Annotated in this window: 15 protein-coding genes and 4 pseudogenes; 11 read left to right on the plus strand and 8 right to left on the minus strand. The window is 60.9% G+C overall.

The genetic code is table 11. The features are described from left to right. Positions 1-13: 13 nt before the first annotated feature. A pseudogene (locus tag P6U16_RS19700) lies at positions 14-657 on the plus strand (DUF47 family protein). Continuing rightward, positions 657-1,657, plus strand: a pseudogene (locus P6U16_RS19705) (inorganic phosphate transporter). The pseudogenes P6U16_RS19700 and P6U16_RS19705 overlap by 1 nt, the downstream one beginning before the upstream one ends. A 19-nt stretch (positions 1,658-1,676) precedes the next feature. On the opposite strand, the gene P6U16_RS19710 reads toward P6U16_RS19705, so the two are convergent. Continuing rightward, complete coding sequence (locus P6U16_RS19710) at positions 1,677-2,606, minus strand: LysR family transcriptional regulator (protein WP_277701885.1); 930 nt, start codon at positions 2,604-2,606, stop codon at positions 1,677-1,679. Positions 2,607-2,874: 268 nt separating this feature from the next. Between P6U16_RS19710 and P6U16_RS19715 the strand changes: the two genes are divergently transcribed. The 6 genes and pseudogenes from P6U16_RS19715 (at position 2,875) to P6U16_RS19740 (ending at position 7,470) form a co-directional block, all read left to right on the plus strand. Further along, positions 2,875-3,474 carry an NAD(P)-binding domain-containing protein gene (locus P6U16_RS19715; protein WP_277701886.1) on the plus strand — a complete coding sequence of 200 codons (600 nt, stop codon included), beginning with the start codon at positions 2,875-2,877 and terminating at the stop codon, positions 3,472-3,474. Positions 3,475-3,658: 184 nt separating this feature from the next. Next, the gene (locus tag P6U16_RS19720; protein WP_277701887.1) at positions 3,659-4,387 is read left to right on the plus strand and encodes a 2-keto-4-pentenoate hydratase; all 729 of its coding nucleotides are present in this window, start codon (positions 3,659-3,661) and stop codon (positions 4,385-4,387) included. A 181-nt stretch (positions 4,388-4,568) separates the two neighbouring features. Beyond that, a complete protein-coding gene (panC, locus tag P6U16_RS19725) occupies positions 4,569-5,444 on the plus strand; it encodes a pantoate--beta-alanine ligase (RefSeq protein WP_277701888.1) in 876 nt (291 codons plus the stop codon). A gap of 2 nt (positions 5,445-5,446) precedes the next feature. Beyond that, a pseudogene (panB, locus tag P6U16_RS19730) lies at positions 5,447-6,274 on the plus strand (3-methyl-2-oxobutanoate hydroxymethyltransferase). Positions 6,275-6,436: 162 nt separating this feature from the next. Continuing rightward, positions 6,437-7,153, plus strand: a complete 717-nt coding sequence (locus tag P6U16_RS19735; RefSeq protein WP_277701889.1) for an AzlC family ABC transporter permease — start codon at positions 6,437-6,439, stop codon at positions 7,151-7,153. A 2-nt stretch (positions 7,154-7,155) separates the two neighbouring features. Further along, positions 7,156-7,470: an AzlD family protein gene (locus tag P6U16_RS19740; RefSeq protein ID WP_277701890.1), complete on the plus strand. Its 315-nt coding sequence runs from the start codon at positions 7,156-7,158 to the stop codon at positions 7,468-7,470. Here the strand turns inward: P6U16_RS19740 and P6U16_RS19745 are convergent. From P6U16_RS19745 to P6U16_RS19765, 5 genes and pseudogenes are all read right to left on the minus strand, one after another. Further along, positions 7,467-9,301 (minus strand): annotated as a pseudogene (locus P6U16_RS19745) (aminopeptidase P family protein). The gene P6U16_RS19740 and the pseudogene P6U16_RS19745 sit on opposite strands and share 4 nt — an antisense overlap. Before the next feature lie 118 nt (positions 9,302-9,419). Then, complete coding sequence (locus P6U16_RS19750) at positions 9,420-9,947, minus strand: hypothetical protein (RefSeq protein WP_277701891.1); 528 nt, start codon at positions 9,945-9,947, stop codon at positions 9,420-9,422. Positions 9,948-10,318: 371 nt separating this feature from the next. Beyond that, entirely contained in the window at positions 10,319-11,197 is an 879-nt protein-coding gene (locus P6U16_RS19755) for a 50S ribosomal protein L11 methyltransferase (RefSeq protein WP_277701892.1), read from the minus strand. A 138-nt stretch (positions 11,198-11,335) separates the two neighbouring features. After that, positions 11,336-11,935, minus strand: coding sequence for an SCO family protein (locus tag P6U16_RS19760; protein ID WP_277701893.1), 600 nt, complete (start codon positions 11,933-11,935; stop codon positions 11,336-11,338). Between the two features lie 115 nt (positions 11,936-12,050). Further along, a complete protein-coding gene (locus P6U16_RS19765; protein ID WP_277701894.1) occupies positions 12,051-12,209 on the minus strand; it encodes a hypothetical protein in 159 nt (52 codons plus the stop codon). Between the two features lie 261 nt (positions 12,210-12,470). Between P6U16_RS19765 and P6U16_RS19770 the strand changes: the two genes are divergently transcribed. The 3 genes from P6U16_RS19770 to pncA all read left to right on the plus strand — a co-directional run bounded on the left by P6U16_RS19770 (position 12,471) and on the right by pncA (position 15,682). Continuing rightward, on the plus strand, positions 12,471-14,456 hold the full coding sequence (locus tag P6U16_RS19770) for a methyl-accepting chemotaxis protein (protein WP_277701895.1): 1,986 nt from the start codon (positions 12,471-12,473) through the stop codon (positions 14,454-14,456). A gap of 2 nt (positions 14,457-14,458) precedes the next feature. After that, positions 14,459-14,926, plus strand: coding sequence for a chemotaxis protein CheW (locus P6U16_RS19775; protein ID WP_158473783.1), 468 nt, complete (start codon positions 14,459-14,461; stop codon positions 14,924-14,926). Between the two features lie 129 nt (positions 14,927-15,055). Then, positions 15,056-15,682, plus strand: coding sequence for a bifunctional nicotinamidase/pyrazinamidase (gene pncA, locus P6U16_RS19780; RefSeq protein ID WP_277701896.1), 627 nt, complete (start codon positions 15,056-15,058; stop codon positions 15,680-15,682). Between the two features lie 32 nt (positions 15,683-15,714). Here the strand turns inward: pncA and P6U16_RS19785 are convergent, their stop codons facing one another. Together P6U16_RS19785 and P6U16_RS19790 are read right to left on the minus strand one after the other, a co-directional pair. Next, a complete protein-coding gene (locus P6U16_RS19785) occupies positions 15,715-16,212 on the minus strand; it encodes a CreA family protein (RefSeq protein WP_277701897.1) in 498 nt (165 codons plus the stop codon). Positions 16,213-16,302: 90 nt separating this feature from the next. Then, entirely contained in the window at positions 16,303-17,562 is a 1,260-nt protein-coding gene (locus P6U16_RS19790; RefSeq protein WP_277701898.1) for a diguanylate cyclase, read from the minus strand. Positions 17,563-17,566: the final 4 nt, after the last annotated feature.

Consider the following 17,566-nt stretch of genomic DNA (forward strand, 5'->3'; position numbering starts at 1 on the left):
GGGTGGATGTGCAATGCTAGGTTGGTTTCGCAAGCTCCTGCCGCGGGAAGACAAGTTCTTTGAGCTTTTCGAGGCACATTCACAGACGGTTCTGGGCGCTGCGGACGCGTTAAAGGCGCTTCTGGCCGGCGAGGGCGATGCCGCCGCCCATTGCGACCGGATCGTCGCGCTCGAGGATCGGGCCGACGACATCACCCGCGACGTGATGCTGGCCGTGCGCCGCAGCTTCATCACGCCGTTCGACCGGGGCGACATCAAGGACCTGATCCAGTCGATGGATGATGCCATCGACATGATGCACAAGACCGTCAAGACCGTCCGCCTTTACGAGCAGACGAGCTTCGACCCCGGCATGCGGGAAATGGGGGCCTCGTCGTCGATGCCGCTCGGCTGATCGCGGAAGCGATCCCGCTTCTGGCCAAGGTCAATGCCAATTCGACGCGTCTCACCGCGATTGCCGAAGAGGTGACGCGGGTTGAAGGGCGTTCGGACGACCTGCATGAGGCCGGCCTGAAAGACCTGTTCAAGCGTCACGGCGCCTCCAACCCCATGGCTTATATCATCGGTAGCGAAATCTACGGCGAACTGGAAAAGGTCGTTGATCGTTTCGAGGACGTTGCCAATGAAATCAGCGGCATCGTGATCGAGAACGTCTGATGGAGCCGACGCTCGCCTTTCCGCTGCTCGTCGCGCTTATCGGCTTTGCACTGTTTTTCGATTTCCTCAATGGCCTGCACGACGCGGCCAATTCGATTGCGACGATCGTATCGACTCGCGTCTTGCGGCCGCAATATGCCGTCATGTGGGCGGCGTTCTTCAATTTCATTGCCTTCCTGTTCTTTGGCCTGCATGTCGCGGAAACGCTGGGCAAGGGGATCATCGATCCGGCAATCGTCACACCGCAGGTGATCTTTTCGGCGCTGATGGGCGCGATCGTCTGGAACATCATCACCTGGATTTACGGCATTCCGTCCAGTTCATCGCATGCGCTGGTCGGCGGCCTGGTTGGAGCCGGGCTCGCGGCTACGGGTGGCGATGCGATCGTGCTGAGCGGTCTTGCCAAGACCGTGGGCGCCATCTTCCTGTCACCCATGATCGGTTTCATTTTGGCGCTCACGCTCGTGCTTGTGGTGTCCTGGCTGTTCGTGCGTCAGACCCCTTTGCGGTCGATAAAACCTTCAGGGTCATGCAATTCGTCTCGGCGTCGCTCTATTCGCTCGGCCATGGCGGCAATGATGCGCAAAAAACCATGGGCATCATTGCCGTGCTTCTGTTCAGCCAGGGCTATCTCGGCGCCGAATTCAGCGTTCCCTTCTGGGTGGTCATCAGCTGCCAGTCAGCGATGGCGCTGGGAACCCTGTTCGGCGGCTGGCGTATCGTGCATACGATGGGCTCCAAGATCACGCGTCTCAACCCGATGCAGGGTTTCTGCGCCGAAACCGGCGGGGCGATCACGCTCTTTGCCGCCACCTGGCTCGGCATTCCGGTCTCGACGACCCACACGATCACCGGCGCGATCATCGGCGTCGGTGCCGCCCGGCGCGTCTCTGCCGTGCGCTGGGGTCTGGCCGGCAATATCGTCATCGCCTGGTTCATCACGCTGCCGGCTGCTGCGCTGATCTCAGCAATCACCTTCTTCCTTTCCGGCCTCCTGTAGAGGCCGACGGGAACATGCCTCAGCCGAGACTGCCGGCGAAACGTTCCGCCAGTCTTTCGCGGCGGAAATGCTCGGCGATGAAATCGATAAAGACCCGGGTTTTTGTCGGCAGCAGGGTCCGGTTGGCGTAGTAGATCGAAATCGGCCCGGCATCGGCGTACCAGAGCGGCAGGAGCCGCACCAGTCGGCCGCTTTCCAGATGGGACAGCACGTCCGGCATGGCCAGTACGCTGACGCCAAGCCCGAGCAGCGCTGCGCCGACCATCATGGCCGGATCGTTGAAAATCACCGTCTCCTTGAGTTCCGTCGGTCTTTCCTCACAGGCCGCATTGCGCATCTGCCGCTGGCGAACGCGGCCCGTTGCCGTCGAGCGCATGACGATTCCCTCCAGGGTGGATAGATCGGCCGGATCGAGCAGCGGTCGGCGTCCTTTCATGTAATCCGGGGAGGCGACGGCAACGAGATGCACGGGCGCCAGCGTGCGCGAGACCACGCCCTGGGACAGCGGGAAGCCGCCGCCGATGGCGGCATCCAGCCCTTCGGCGATCAGGTCGCTTTGCCGGTTCTCGAACACCCAGTCCGCCCGTACACCGGGATAGCGGGCGAGGAATTCCGGAAGCGCCGGCAAAATATGGTTCGCGCCGATGCTCGGGCTGAGGCTGACGCGCAACATTCCGGCAGGTTCGCCACGGCTCGCGGCGACATTGGCGATGGCGGCCTGCAGACCGTCGAGATGCTCATCCACCGACGCCAGGAACCGCTCGCCATCCTCGGTCAGCGTCAGCTTGCGGGTGCTCCGCTGGAACAGACGGACGCCGAGATTTCGCTCCAGCACCGCGACGTTGCGGCTGACGGCAGCCGGCGTCAGCGCCAGCCTCCGCGCGGCGGACGAGAAGCCTCCGGTCTCGGCGCTGCGCACGAAGCACTCCAGGTTGGCAAGCGTTTCCATGATCAGTCCTTCAATAATTGCTTGAAAGTAATTACCGCAATTATCGGCTTATCCGAAGGGAATTTGAGAGCGATATTCCGGTCATCGAAACCACACGGAGTAAAGCCGATATCCAGCATCTCTCTTCGCTAGCCGGTGGATCGGGGTCGTGACCGGCGGTTTCCCCGCCTGACTCTGCGTCACCGCCTGCCGCGCCGGCAGACCTGACGTCGCGGCAGGCAATCTGAGCGCTTCCCCCAAAAAATCTTTCTTCAAAAGGAGACACATCATGTCCATAGGTATCCTCGGATCCGGCAATATCGGATCGGCTTTCGCCCGCGCCCTTGCCCGGGCTGAAATGTCCGCCGTTATAGCCAACAGCCGTGGCCCATCCTCGCTGCAGCCGCTGGAAATGGAATTGCAGCCGTTCATCAAGGCTGCGACGTTGGAAGACGCGGCTGCGGCCGACATCGTTCTCGTCGCTGTCAACTGGACCAAGCTGTCCGGCGCGCTTTCCGGCCGCAAGTCCTGGAACGGCCGCATCGTCATCGACGCGAACAATCCGATCGAGGCACCACTTTTCAAACCGGCAGAACTTGGCGGCCGTCTATCCAGCGAAGTCTTTGCCGATCTCGTTCCCGGTGCGCGCGTCGTCAAGGCATTCAATCATCTTGCCGCCAAGCTGATCTCGGATGATCCGCGCTCCGACGGTGGACGCCGCGTGCTGTTTTACTCCGGCGACGATGCTGCCGCCAAGGCCGAGGTCGGTGCCTTGATCGACCGTCTTGGCTTCGCCGGCGTCGATCTCGGCGCATTGTCGGTCGGTGGCAGGCTCGCGCAGTTCCCCGGCGGTCCTCTGCCGCTGCTTAATCTCGTCAAGATTGGCTAGCTGACGCCGATTCGGGCAAAAAGTAAGCCGGTGCCTTTGCGCCTGCCGCCGCGGGCGCAAAGGTGCATCTGCATCCTCGGGAAAGACAAATTCGTCGCGACATCGGGCATCAAATAGTGCCACTATGCGCAAAGGCGGGCGAAGAGCCGCCGGACACAATCAGAACCCGAGGAACACGCAAGCGATGAAACTGGCTACTCTGAAAGACTCGACCCGCGACGGAAAACTCGTCGTCGTCTCCAAGGATCTCACCCGTTGCTCCGAAGTCGGCCATATCGCCCGCACGCTGCAGGCGGCGCTGGACGATTGGGCGCATGTGGCACCACGCCTTCAGCGGGTGGCGATCGGGCTGGAAACCGGTTCGCAGCCGACGATGCGCTTTCATGAACATGACGCAGCCTCGCCGCTGCCACGCGCCTTTTCCTGGACGGGCGGCACCGGATTTTTCGATGGACCACGCGATGCCGTCAGTGTTGTCTCCAACGCGCCGCTGACCTCTTCGGTGCAAGCCGCTGTGATTGTCGACGATACGGAAGCCGGTTCCCAGGTCGGCGGAATTGTCCTCGTCATGCTCGCACACAGCGTTCTGGAGGACGGCGCACCGGTCGCCTCGACATTTTCACCAGTTGCCGTGACGCCCGATGAAATCGAAGGCTGGGACAAAGGCAATGCCGTCCTGCCGCTGATCGTCAGCCGCAACGGAACGGCCGAAAAGACGACGGAGACCATAGATTTCAACGCCGCCGTTACCGCTGCGGTTGGCGGGCGCGCTCTGGGTGCGGGCAGTGTTGTGGCGGCGGATACGGAGGTCGCGTCTGTTGTTGCTGTGGGTGACGTCGTTCGCGTCGAAATGAACGATCGCACCGGCCACAGCATCTTCGGCGCCATCGAGCAGACCATGCAAGCCAGATAACCGCTGAGAGCGGTTTCCCTTTCGAACATCTTTGCCAGGCGATTCTTGAATTGTCTTTTTGCACTGCACACGTTAGGGAAACCGCGCTGGTTTTCGCTCGCGTTTGCACGAAAGCCATCCTGAAGGCCTGTGACCGCCGCGATCAGACGGCGGCGGGCCGTGCGGATTGGAGGGTCCGGATATGGAAACGATCACCACCATCGCCGATTTGCGCGCCCGTCTTTCGGGCCATCGCCGCGCCGGCAATACCATCGGCCTTGTCCCGACCATGGGGTATCTGCATGTCGGCCATATGCAGCTGGTGGCGCGGGCGCGGGCGGAAAACGACATCGTCGTCGCGACCATCTTCGTCAATCCGCTGCAGTTCGGCGCCAATGAGGATCTCAGCAAATATCCCCGCGACCTGCCGCGCGATCAGTCGATGCTGGAGGAGGGCGGCGTCGATTTCCTCTTTGCGCCTTCGGTCTCCGAAATGTATCCGCGGCCGATGGAAACCGTTGTCGATGTGCCGACGTTGGGTGCCGAACTCGAAGGTTCGGTGCGCCCCGGCCATTTCGCCGGCGTCGCGACGGTCGTCACCAAGCTGTTCAACATCGCCCAGCCGGATCGCGCCTATTTCGGCGAGAAGGATTTCCAGCAGTTGCAGATCATCAAACGAATGGTCGAGGATCTGGCCCAGCCGGTCGAGGTCATCGGCGTGGCAACCGTGCGCGAGGCGGACGGGCTCGCCTGTTCGTCGCGCAATGTATATCTGACCGCCGAAGAGCGGCGCGCGGCATCGATCGTGCCGAAGGCGCTGGATGAGGCCGAACGGCTGATCGCCGGTGGATTTACGGATGTCGCCGAGCTTGAAAAGGCGGTTACGGATTTTATCGCCTCCGAGCCACTGGCGCGGTCGGAAGTGATCGCGCTGCGCGATCCGGAAACCCTGCATGTTTTGACGGAAATTGGCGAAAAACCGGTTCTTCTGTTGCTTTTTGTTCGCTTCGGGAGCACGAAGCTGCTCGATAACCGGGTTTTCAGCCCGAAAACTGCAAAATTTGCGAAGGTGGCGTGAGCATGAGTGTACAGGCAGTGAAGCGGCGCCTGAGCCCCGGCAATATTGAAGCATTGAAGGGCGAGCGCCCGATCGTCAGCCTGACGGCCTATACGACGCCGATCGCCCGGTTGCTCGATCCGCATGTCGATTTCATGTTGGTCGGCGATCTCGCTCGGCATGGTGCTCTACGGTCTGGATTCGACCGTTGGCGTGACGCTCGACATGATGATCGCCCATGGCCAGGCCGTCATGCGCGGCTCTGAAAAGGCCTGCGTCGTCGTCGATCTGCCGTTCGGCTCCTATCAGGAATCCAAGGAGCAGGCGTTCAACAGCGCCGCCCGTATCCTGAAAGAAACCGGTTGCAGCGCGGTCAAGCTCGAGGGCGGGGCCGAGATGGCCGAGACCGTCGATTTCCTGTCCCAGCGCGGCATTCCGGTGCTTGGCCATGTTGGCCTGATGCCGCAGTTGGTCAATACACTGGGCGGCTATCGTTCGCTCGGCCGCAGCGAAAGGAAGCGGCCAAGATCCGGCGCGACGCCAAGGCGATCGATGATGCCGGCGCCTTTGCCATCGTCATCGAGGGCACGATCGAGCCGCTCGCACGCGAAATTTCCGAAACGCTGCGCGCCCCGACCATCGGCATCGGCGCATCACCGGCCTGCGACGGCCAGATCCTCGTTTCCGACGATATTCTGGGCCTGTTCAGCGATTTCAAGCCGCGCTTCGTCAAGCATTTCGCCGAACTCGCACCGCAAATCTCGGCTGCTTTCGAAGCTTACGCCACCGAGGTCAAGGCCCGGACCTTTCCCGGCATCGAGCACACGTTTCAGGTCAAGCCCAAGGCTTGACGCCAGATTTCGCTGCGATCCGGCGTTCGATCAGAATTTCGGATCGCAGCATCAATCTTATTGAATTGTTCGCGCGCCCGCCGCGCCCTATCTGTCCATTTCATATTTCGCACATCTCGGGATGTGGGTTCGGCGATTGGCCGCCCCTCCGGAAAGTTTTTCATGACTAAAGACGATTTCTGGCAGGGTGTTCGCGGCGGCTTTCCGATCGTGGTCTCGGCGTCACCCTTTGGTGCGCTGTTTGGTGCGCTGGCGGTCGACAATGGCTTTTCAGTGTTCGACGCAGTGTTCATGAGCATGACGGTCTATGCCGGCGCCAGCCAGATGGTCGGCATCGAGCTGTTCGGCAACAAGGTCCAGCCATGGCTGATCGTGCTGTCGATCTTCGCGGTCAACTTCCGCCACATCCTTTATTCGGCGTCGATCACCCGCCATATCGGCCACTTCACGGCAGTGCAGAAAATTTTCACCTTCTTCCTGCTGGTCGATCCCCAATATGCCGAAACCGAGAAGCGGGCCGAGCGCGGCGATCCGGTGACCTTTGCTTGGTATCTCGGTTTTGCGATGATCATCTACATCCCGTGGCAATTCATGACGTTTCTCGGCGCATTCTTCGGCCAGATGATCGGCGATCCGAAGGCGATTGGCCTCGACGTTCTGCTGCCGATCTACTTCATGAGTCTCGTGCTCGGCTTCCGAAAGCGCGATAACTGGCTTCCGGTCGTAGCGGTCAGTTCGCTGGCCTCGGTCGCTGCCATGCACTTTGTCGGCTCGCCCTGGCATGTCAGCATCGGCGCGATGGCCGGCATTCTGCTTGCCGCCTGCCTGCCGCCGCCCAAACAGCAGCCGGAGCCCGTCACGCTTGAGAACGAGGCCTGATCATGGACAGCACGGAACATATGCACCTGATCCTGATCATTCTCGCGGCCGCGCTTGCGACCTTTCTGACGCGCATCGGCGGCTATGTGATGATCATGCAGATGAAGCGGATTCCGCCGCGCATGGAAGCGGCGCTCAACGCCGTGCCTGCCGCCGTGCTTTCGACGCTGGTTGCCCCTGCCTTCGTCTATGGCGGCTGGGATGTCGCGGCCTCGATGCTGGTCGCATTTGTTGTCGGCCTGCGCTTTTCGTCGCTCTGGATGCTTTGGGCCGGATGGCTGGTGGTCATGGCCGTCCGGCATTTTGCCGGGCTCTAGCGAAGGAGCGGCTCCGTTGCCGCAACGAGCCATTCGCGGACCGCATCCCCCTCGATCAGCGGCATTAGTTTCGCCCGCGTCTCGGCGTGATAGGCATTCACCCAGTGCCGTTCCTCGTCCGTCAAAAGCGCGGTCACGATCAGCCGACGGTCGATCGGGCAGAAGGTCAGCGTCGTGAAGCCGAGCATCGGCAGGTCGCCGCCCTCGATATTTGTCGCCTCGAAAATATGGACGAGATTTTCGATGCGGATGCCGAAGGCGCCGGGGCGGTAATAGCCGGGCTCGTTCGACAGGATCATGCCGGGCAGCAATTCCTGCATGGCGGCGCGGGAAATCCGCTGCGGCCCCTCATGTACCGAGAGGTAGGAGCCGACGCCATGGCCGGTGCCATGGGCAAAATCCGCCCCGGCCTTCCAGAGCGCGATGCGCGCAAGCGGATCGAGATCGACGCCGCGCGAGCCTTTCGGGAAACGCGCCGTGCTGATGGCGATCATGCCCTTCAGCACCAGCGTGAAGAAACGCCGCTGTTCGTCCGGCACGGTACCGATGGCGACGGTGCGGGTGATATCCGTGGTACCGTTGACATATTGCCCGCCGGAATCGATCAGGAACATCGTGCCGTCGGCAATCGCCTGGTCGCTGTCTGTCGTGACGCGGTAGTGCATGATGGCGGCATGGGCGCCGGCGCCGGAGATCGTGTCGAAGGAAATATCCTTCAGCGGGTTCTGCATGCGCTCGCCGACGCTGCGGCGGCAGATTTCCAGCTGCTTGACGGCGGCGATCTCGGTGATCGAGCCGGGCGTCGTTGCGTCAAGCCAGGCGAGAAACTCGACCATGGCGGCGCCGTCCTGCAGATGTGCCTTTTCCGATCCTTCGATTTCAGCGCCATTCTTGCGGGCGCGGGGAGGCGGGCAGGGTCGATCGCCTCGACCACCGTGCCGCCGCCGGTGCGGATGATTTCAGCCAGCGCGAAGGGCGCATGATCCGGATCGATCATCATCTTGCCAACACCCTGAGAAATCGCGGCAATGCGCTCCTCGAAGGTCGAAGGCGGCAGCATGTCGCAAAGCTGGGTCAGATAGGCCTCTTCCTCGATGCCGGTCTTGCGCTTGTCGAGGAACAGTTCGGCGCGGCCGTCGGCATGGACGATGGCGCGGGCCAGCGGATGCGGGGTGTGCGGCACGTCGCTGCCGCGAATGTTGAAGGTCCAGGCGATCGAGGAAGGGTCCGTCAGCACCACGGCAGCCGCACCCGTCTCGGCAAGATCGGCGGACATTTTGGCGAGTTTGTCCTTGGCCAGAATGCCGGAATGGTCGATTGGTTGGATTTTGACCCGACCAAGCGGGGCTGCCGGCCGGTCCGCCCAGATCTGGTCGAGCGGGTTGTGGTCGAGAAAGACCAGCGAGCCATCAAGGCTGGAGAGCGCCTTTTCGAGTTTCCGGACCTCGGCGCCGGTATGCAGCCAGGGATCGATGCCGAGACGAAAACCCTTCGGTGCATTCTTCTCCAGCCAGACGGATGGCGGCGCACCGATCAGGTCGCCACCTTCGAAAACGCTGCCATCGACCTGTTCGGCAAGCTGCGTCACGTAGCGGCCGTCGACGAAGACGATGGCTTGCGTGCGGGTGATGAGCGCGATGCCGGCCGAGCCGGTAAAGCCTGTCAGCCACGACAGCCGTTCGGCGCTGGCCGGCACATATTCGCCCTGGAACTCGTCGGCGCGCGGCACCAGGAACCCATCGACGCCAAGGCCTGCAAGAGCAGTGCGGAGTGCGTCCGTGCGCTCCCTGCCGAATTGCGGGGTGGAGGTGACGTCGAAGGACTGGAACATCGGATTTTCCTGAAGAAGGGCTGCGGTCGTTTCCGGGCAGGGATCGGAACGAATCCGACCGGTGAGGTGATCAGTCTAGCGGAAAGGCAGGGGGCGGGGAAAGCCTGTCGTTCGGTCGTCAGCCATTGAGGAAACGGTCGATGGCGGATCGCGTTAGCCGCTGGTTGTTGCGGTACCAGTCGTCGCTGGTAAAGAAGACCGGCTCGTTTTCGTCCCAACCGCTGCAGCTGAAATCGGATTGGCGGGAGAAGAAGGCGACGAACTCCGCCTCGCTGGTCCACCGCGCGATCGGCTCTCCGGTGGAGTGGCCTCCATCATAGATATCGGCGAGCATCACGCCGTTGCCCATGTGGATCAGGCCGTGGCCGCAGAACTCCTTGTGGAACTCGTGGACGAGGCCGTCGCGCGGCTTCTGCGCCATCAGTCTGAGCCAGAGCCTGCGCGCAAGCTCATCACCATAAGGCAAGGTACTGAGCTGGTTGCGGAGCATGATGCTGCGCGGGCTCGGGCCGTCATCGGTCATATCGGGAATTTGCCTCTCTTCTGCAGGCAGTCCCTTTGACGGCGCGCGCATGGAGCGGATAACGGTCGCCAGCGCCCAGACGATCAGAAACAGCGCAATCAGGGGAATAATCGTTGCGAGCATGCGGCCCTCCGCTGCAGGTCGGATTTTTAATTATCATACTTATGCGCCCTGCGCATGGCACCCATGCTGCAAAGGCTCTATCTCATTTTCTGCATCGGTTTATAAGCGCCGCCAACGAACACAGACGACAATCTGTTGTTCACGCGCTGCATGGTCTGGTTATGATTGGTCGCCTTTCTCCTCCTCCCTCCGGGTGGCCAATTTCGGATCATGAAGGGTCCGCTTGAGCACTCCTCCTCCTCAAGCTCGCGGACATGGTCGGCTTGCCGACCAGCGGGCGGTGCCACTGGCATCGCCTTTGTTTCGAAAGGCCGTCTGTCATGATCGACAGGCGGCCTTTTCATTTTCCAAGCTTGCAGATGTACCTGATGTCAGGCGCGGTCGAGATGGATCGTCACCCAGCCATTGCGCCAGATCGTGCGAACATGGCGCAGATGCGCGCCATTATAGGCCGACAGTACCTTCCAGCGCTGCGAAGCGAGGATTCCGGAGAGGATGACGGAGCCGCCGGGCGCAAGATGCGACGCCAGTTGCGGCGCCATCCGGATCAGCGGACGGGCCAGGATATTGGCGATGATCAGGTCGAATGGCCCGTGGGTCGCAAAGGCCGGCGAATGAAAACCAGGCGCAGTGATCATCCGGACACCGGTCGAAATCCCGTTGCGGCGAACGTTTTCTGCGGCAACACGGGTTGCGATCGGGTCGATGTCGGTTGCGAGCACCGGCACGGCCTTCAGCTTGCGGGCGGCAATGGCAAGCACGCCGCTGCCGGTGCCGAGATCGAGAACATTGGTGACCTTGCGCGAGCGCATCACCGTCTCGATCACTTCCAGGCAACCGGCGGTCGTTCCGTGGTGGCCGGTACCGAAGGCCTGACCCGCGTCGATCTCGATGCTGACATCGCCCGGACGGACCTTGTCGCGGTCGTGGGAGCCGTGAACGACGAAACGCCCGGCGTGAACCGGCGACAGGCCCTCGAGCGATTTGGCGATCCAGTCTTCGTCCGGAATGACTTCTCGCTCGATCGTCATTCCCGGAAAATGCGGCTCCAGCACCTCGGCGAAACGGACGCCCATGGCGTCTTCTTCGTGCAGGTCGAGATAGAGCGACGCTTCCCAGATATCCTTCTTCTCGTCCATCTCCATGGTCGCGATGGCATAGCCATCTTCCTCGAAGGCAGCGCTCATCAGGTCGAGAATGATCTCAGACTGGATTTCCGTGGTGGTGACGAACAGGCGGATATCGGCCAAGGTCTCTTATCCTTTGAAAGGGCTTTGCGTCGCGCTATCACGAGCGACAGGCGCAGGTAAAGCGCCAAGCGCGATTTCGCTATTCCACACTACATGCGGAAGCGCTGCTGTTGCGGGTAAAAGGCGTTCAGATCCGCACTAGCCCTTCGACAGGTTTTCGAGCTTTTTCACGGCGACATCAGGGTTTTCGCCATAGGCGATGGTGCCGGTGAAATCGCCTTTCGCGTCCAGCAGAAAGACGGATGCCGTATGGTCCATCGTATAATCGCCATCCGGCTTGGCTTCGTCGAGCGGGATCTTCTTGGAATAGACGCGGTAACCCTTGACCATTTCCATGACCTCATCGACAGGGCCGGAAATGCCGGTGATGCGCTTGGAGACGTTGGCGACGTATTGACCGAGAATTTCGGGCGTGTCGCGCTCCGGATCGACGGTGACGAAATAGGCCTGCAGCTTCGTTCCGTCAGGATCGACCTTCTCCAGCCAGCCGTTCAATTCGAACAGGGTGGTCGGGCAGACTTCCGGGCAATGGGTAAAGCCGAAGAACAGCGCCGTCGGCTTGCCGGCAAATGCCGCCTGCGTAATTGGCTTGCCATCCTGCGCGACAAGGGTGAACGGTACGCCGAACGGGCCGGATGTCGCCGTGTCCCTCGGTCTGGTCATCTCATAGGAGAGCCAGCCGAGCACGGCTGCAACCACGAGCACGACGGCCCAGAGAACGATGCGAACTGTTTTCATGATGGTATCCGGTCCCAAGGCAAATCTTGCCCTCAGATAGCCGTTCGCCGGACAGGGTGCAAATGCTGCATCCATGCAGCGTCAAAATGTGGCAACTGTTTTCCGTGCAACGTGCCTAAAGGCACCAGGCCATTCCATTCTGGGCAAGGGCCAGGAAGATGTCGGCGCCATGGTCGATCCAGCCGCGGAACGCATAGAGCGATACAAGCAGGAAGGCACCGCTGAACAGGGCGATGACAAGCGAGGTCGGCACGCGTCTGGCTTCTTTTTCCATGTTCGCAATCTAGCACATCCCCGCGGATTTGGAAGCTGATGCAACGTGAAGCAAACTTGGTGACGGAAGCACTGTTCTGACAATGGGGTTAATATTTTAGCAAAAGTTTAATCTGTCTTTGTAATCGTGTGCGGGCGTCGGAAGGAGAGTCGTCCTTCTGAATGACATGACGTCAGCCGGTTTTATCGAGTCCGGATATCGCATCCATCGTCAATTCAGCCCGTTTCTTGTTGAGCGGCCTGTCAACCGGATCGATATCTGATGAACTCGACAACAAAACTCGACAAGAAACTGACCGTCAATCAGCGGCTGACTACGCTCGGCATTGCTGGTTTTCTCGGTTTTGGCTCGATGCTGGCCATCGGCTGGTATCAGAATTCCCATGTGGATGCGGCGCTGGAAAAGGCCGTCGAGGCGCAAGCGGCGATCAAGAATGCAAGCGAACTGCGCCTGGCCAATCTGGAACTGGTCCTCGTGGCCATGGATACCATTATCGACCGTGAAGAGCGGGCCGTGCAGCCCGAACGTTTGCTCACGATCGAGCAATCTTTGAAGACCATCAACGACGGAAAGGCCGGATTGGTTTCCTTGGCGACCGAACTTGGCAAGCCCGAGATCATGGCAACGTTCGATGCTGACCTGACGGAACTGACCAGGGCCATCCAGGTCGATTTGAAGAAAATGGTTGAAGACGGTGCCCCGGCTGAAGCCTATGCCGCGCTTGACGATGCCATCGATGGGGGCGGGGAGCGCCTGAATGGGATGATGAGCACGCTGACGGAAGAAGCGGGCGCACTTCTTGCTGCGCGCGTCAAGGACGCAACAAGCCTCTCGGCCAATTCCATCTTCTTCCAGTTTGTCGCTGGCCTTGTTGCGATGTCCTCGCTTCTGGCCATGCTCTATTTTCATGGCAATGTCCTGCGCCGCGGCATCTTTGCCGTTCGCGACAATATGAAAAGCATTCTGTCTGGTGACTACGGCGTCACGATAGGTTCGGTGAACCGCAGCGACGAGATCGGCGAGATGGCCCGCTCCGTCGAGATGTTCCGCAGCGCTGCCGTCGAAAAGCAGGCGCTCGAAACCGAGACAGCCGCCAGCCGTCACCAGAACGAGGCCGAGCGCCAGGCCAATGAAAGCGCCCGCTCCGAGGAGAACCAGCAGGTCAAGGCTGCGGTCGCCGAGCTTGGCCGGGGCCTCAACCGTCTTGCCGAGGGCAATCTGATGGCGTCGATCGAGGTTTCCTTCCGGGCCGACCTCGAACCGCTGCGCCTCGATTTCAACCAGACGGTCGAACGCCTCCAGAACGTGCTTGGCAATGTTCAGGACAACACCGTTTCCATCCAGTCGAACAGCCAGCAGATGCGCGGCGCAGCCGACGACCTGGCCAAGCGCACGGAACAGCAGGCCGCTTCGCTTGAGCAGACGTCCGCAGCGCTCGACGAGATTACAGTGACGGTGCGAACGGCGACCCTGCGGGCCGAGGAAGCCAGCAAGATGGTCGGTGAAACCCGCAGCAATGCCGAGGAATCAGGGCGTATCGTCAGCGAGGCGATTGCCGCCATGGCGCGCATCGAGGATGCATCGACCGAAATCGGAAAGATTATCAACGTTATCGATGAAATCGCCTTCCAGACCAATTTGCTCGCGCTGAACGCCGGCGTCGAGGCCGCAAGGGCTGGTGAGGCAGGCAAAGGTTTTGCCGTCGTCGCCCAGGAAGTTCGCGAACTGGCGCAGCGCGCCGCTGGCGCCGCCAAGGATATCAAGGCGCTGGTCAGCCGCTCGAGCAACGAGGTCGGCACCGGCGTGCGGCTCGTTCAGGCGACTGGCGAGGCGCTCGGCATGATCGAGACAAGCGTGGTGCGTATCAACGAGCACATGACCTCAATCGTCAACGCCGCGCGCGAACAATCGACAGGCCTGCAGGAAATCAACACAGCCGTCGGTCGGCTCGACCAGATGACCCAGCAGAATGCGGCCATGGTCGAGGAAACCAATGCCGTCAGCCACACGCTGGCGCAGGATGCGGAGAGCCTGACATCGCTCGTCGGACAATTCCAGCTACGCGGCGGGCGGCCGCAGCAGGCCCGTCCGCAACCGGTTCGCGCCGTGACATCCTCTGCCACTGTCCGTCCTACACCATCGCCCGCGAAGGCCCTGATGGGCAAGCTCTCGGGTGCATTCAACAGCAGCCATGCGGCGCCGGTGGCAAAAGCCTCCGGTTCCGCCGAAAACTGGGAAGAGTTCTGATCATGAACAACAATGCCATCAAACAATCCGGCGCCTATCTCGAGATCGTTTCCTTTCATCTCGGGGACCAGGAATTCTGCATCGACATCATGGCGATCCGCGAAATCCGCGGCTGGGCCCCGGTGACGCCGATGCCGCATACGCCGCCCTACGTGCTCGGTCTCATCAACCTGCGCGGTGCCGTGATCCCTGTTATCGACATGGCCTGCCGCCTCGGCATGAAGATGACGGAACCGTCGGAACGCTCGGCGATCATCGTCACGGATATCGCCGGCAAGCTGGTCGGCCTTCTAGTCGAGCAAGTCTCCGACATGATGACGATCAAGAGCGAAGCCCTGCAGCCGGCCCCGGAAATCATCCCGGAAGCCCAGCGCGCCTTCTGCCGCGGCATCGTCGCGCTGGAGAAGACCATGGTCTGCTTCCTCAATCTCGATACGGTCATCGCCGACGAGCTTGCCCAGGCTGCCTGATAAAGGGCCTGCCAGTCTTCGGTTCGAACCGCCGGACTTTTCCGGCGGTTTTGCCGTTTTCTGTTCCCGGCCAGCAATTTCATGCCTATGCTTGTCCCTGCGCCAAATCCATACAGGGAGACTGCTGCCTTGAAATGCCTTTTGCTCGTCGATATCCAGGTCGGGTTCTGCACCGGCGGCCATCTTGCCGTTCCGGGTGGTGAAGAGATCGTATCGGTTGCCAACCGGCTGATCGCGTCTGGTGGCTACGACCTCATCGTCGCCTCGCAGGACTGGCATCCGGCGGATCACGGTAGTTTTGCTTCACAGCATCCGGGCGCCCAGCCGTTCGAGATGGGTACGCTTGGCGGCAAGCCCCAGATGCTCTGGCCCGATCACTGCGTTCAGGGAACGCCGGATGCGGAGTTTCATCCCGACCTCAATGTGTCCGCAATCGATCACGTCCAGCGCAAGGGGCTTGACCGCACAGTCGACAGCTATTCTGCCTTCCGTGACAATGATCAGGCAGCGCTGACGGGTCTGTCCGACTATCTTTCCGCAAAAGCTGTGACCACGCTCGATATTTGCGGCCTGGCGACGGACTATTGCGTCAAGGCTTCGGCGATCGATGCGCGTGCGATGCTGGACGGCGTTGCGATCCGCTTCATTTCCGACGCAAGCCGCGGTATCGATCCGGCTGGTGTGGCGCAAGCCCATCGCGAAATGCAGGCCGCAGGTATCGAAATCGTGACGGCTGCGGACTGCATCGACAACTGATTTCCCGTTGATGCCCGTCGGTTTTCGGCGGTTTATTTCGGCTCGCCATTCTTCCAGGTGACAGACTGGTTAAACAGGGGGATCGTCGAGATCGACATTTTCGCCGAACCATCCGTCAGTTCGCGCGAATGGGCGAGATAGATCAGCGTATTGTTCTTGTTGTCGTAGATTCTGTTGACGACCAGCTTTTTCCAGATCAGCGAAAGGCCTTCGCGAAACACTTCCTCACCTTCTTCCGACAGTTCGATGTCGCCGATCTCGATCGGTCCGGTCTGCCGGCAGGCAATCGAATTGTTGGACGGGTCCTCGAACCAGTTGCCGTTCTTCAGGCGGTCGATGACGCTGCGGTCGAAATAGGTGACGTGGCAGGTGACGCCGCTGATTTCCGGATCGCTGACCGCATCGATCGTAATGTCATTGCCGAGCCAATCGACCCCGACCTGCCCGACGGTCTCCGCGCGGGCGGGCAAGGCTACCGCAGCAAGACCGGCCAGGGCACAGGCGGTCAGGAAAAGGCGATGCAGCGACATGGGATATCTCCGGTGAGCGATGCCAGCAGAGATAGGTATAGTCCGGCGTTATACAAGGTCGTAAAGGGCGACGCTCGATAGCGGCGGGCATCAACCAACGGTAATCTGGGCTGGCGCCAACTGCGCTTCTGCATCGGCGATGCGCATCTGAGCTGCGGCGGCATTGAGGGCGCGGGTGCTTGCAGCGATATCGCCATGCGCCCTGTCGGCAAGAACGTGGCAATCCCGGCCGCCTGCCTTGGCCTCATAGAGCGCCGTATCCGCACGGATCATGGTTTCGGCCGCGGTGCCGTTCTGCTCGGCCATGGCAATGCCCGTGCTGACCGTCAGCCATATCGTCGCGCCCTGTTGCGTGACGATTGGCGCCATGCGAACGATGGCACAAAGCGTCTCGGCAAATTGGACTGCCTCGGCATCGCTGACTCCGGGCAGGACGATGCCGAATTCTTCGCCGCCCAGGCGTCCCATATAACCGTGACCGTCGAGATGCTTGCCGACCACGTCGGCGAAGTGCTTCAGCGCCGCATCTCCGCCGGCATGGCCGTATCGGTCGTTGATTTGCTTGAATCGGTCGAGATCGAGCAGCAGGAAGGCCATCGGCCTGTTGAAGCGCATCGTTGCTTCAAACGTCCGCTGGAGCCTTGCCATGAAGGCCGGGCGTGAAAGCACGCCCGTCAGATCGTCGTGAGCCACCGTGTGGCGCAGAACGGCGATCATCCGGCCTTGAACCATCAGGATGATCGACAGGAAGAACAGTGGCAGGAACAGGATGCGCACGGCGGGCAGGGCGATCGTCCACAGCCTCGGATCGGCAAACCCCGGCAGGGTTTCGACACCGGTGACCAGGATGAACACCCGCAGCATATGAAACAGAGCGATGCCACAGGCTGCGCCAAAGCACACGATCATATAGGTCGAGATGTTCTTGTCCTTCGGCCCATGGGCAAGGATCGTCGCGGCGATGAGCACGAAGATGAGCGCAATCGTGGCGCCGCTGATGAGACCACGTCCAGCCGGCATGTCGACCCCGTAGCTGAAAAAGGCAAGCCCGAGGACGGGCAGGACGGCGGCCGCCAGCATGATCCGGATATCAGGGTCGGGGCGGCCGAAGAACTGGCGAAAGCCGGAGAGCGTCATCAAGCTTGCACCGATCATCAGGCCGACGCTGACAATGCCGGACAGCCATCGTGGCGCAAGCCCGTCGAACATGGCGATACAGATGGATGCGGCGGCCAGACCGCAGGCGAGCGAAAAGCGGGAGACACCGGCCACGCCTGATGTGCGCAACGATAAAAGGACCGGAAACATGATCGCTATGGCCATGGCAGAAATGGCGAAGAGAAAGCTCATGGGC

It is taken from the genome of Rhizobium sp. 32-5/1 (assembly GCF_029537235.1).
Lineage (GTDB): Bacteria > Pseudomonadota > Alphaproteobacteria > Rhizobiales > Rhizobiaceae > Pararhizobium.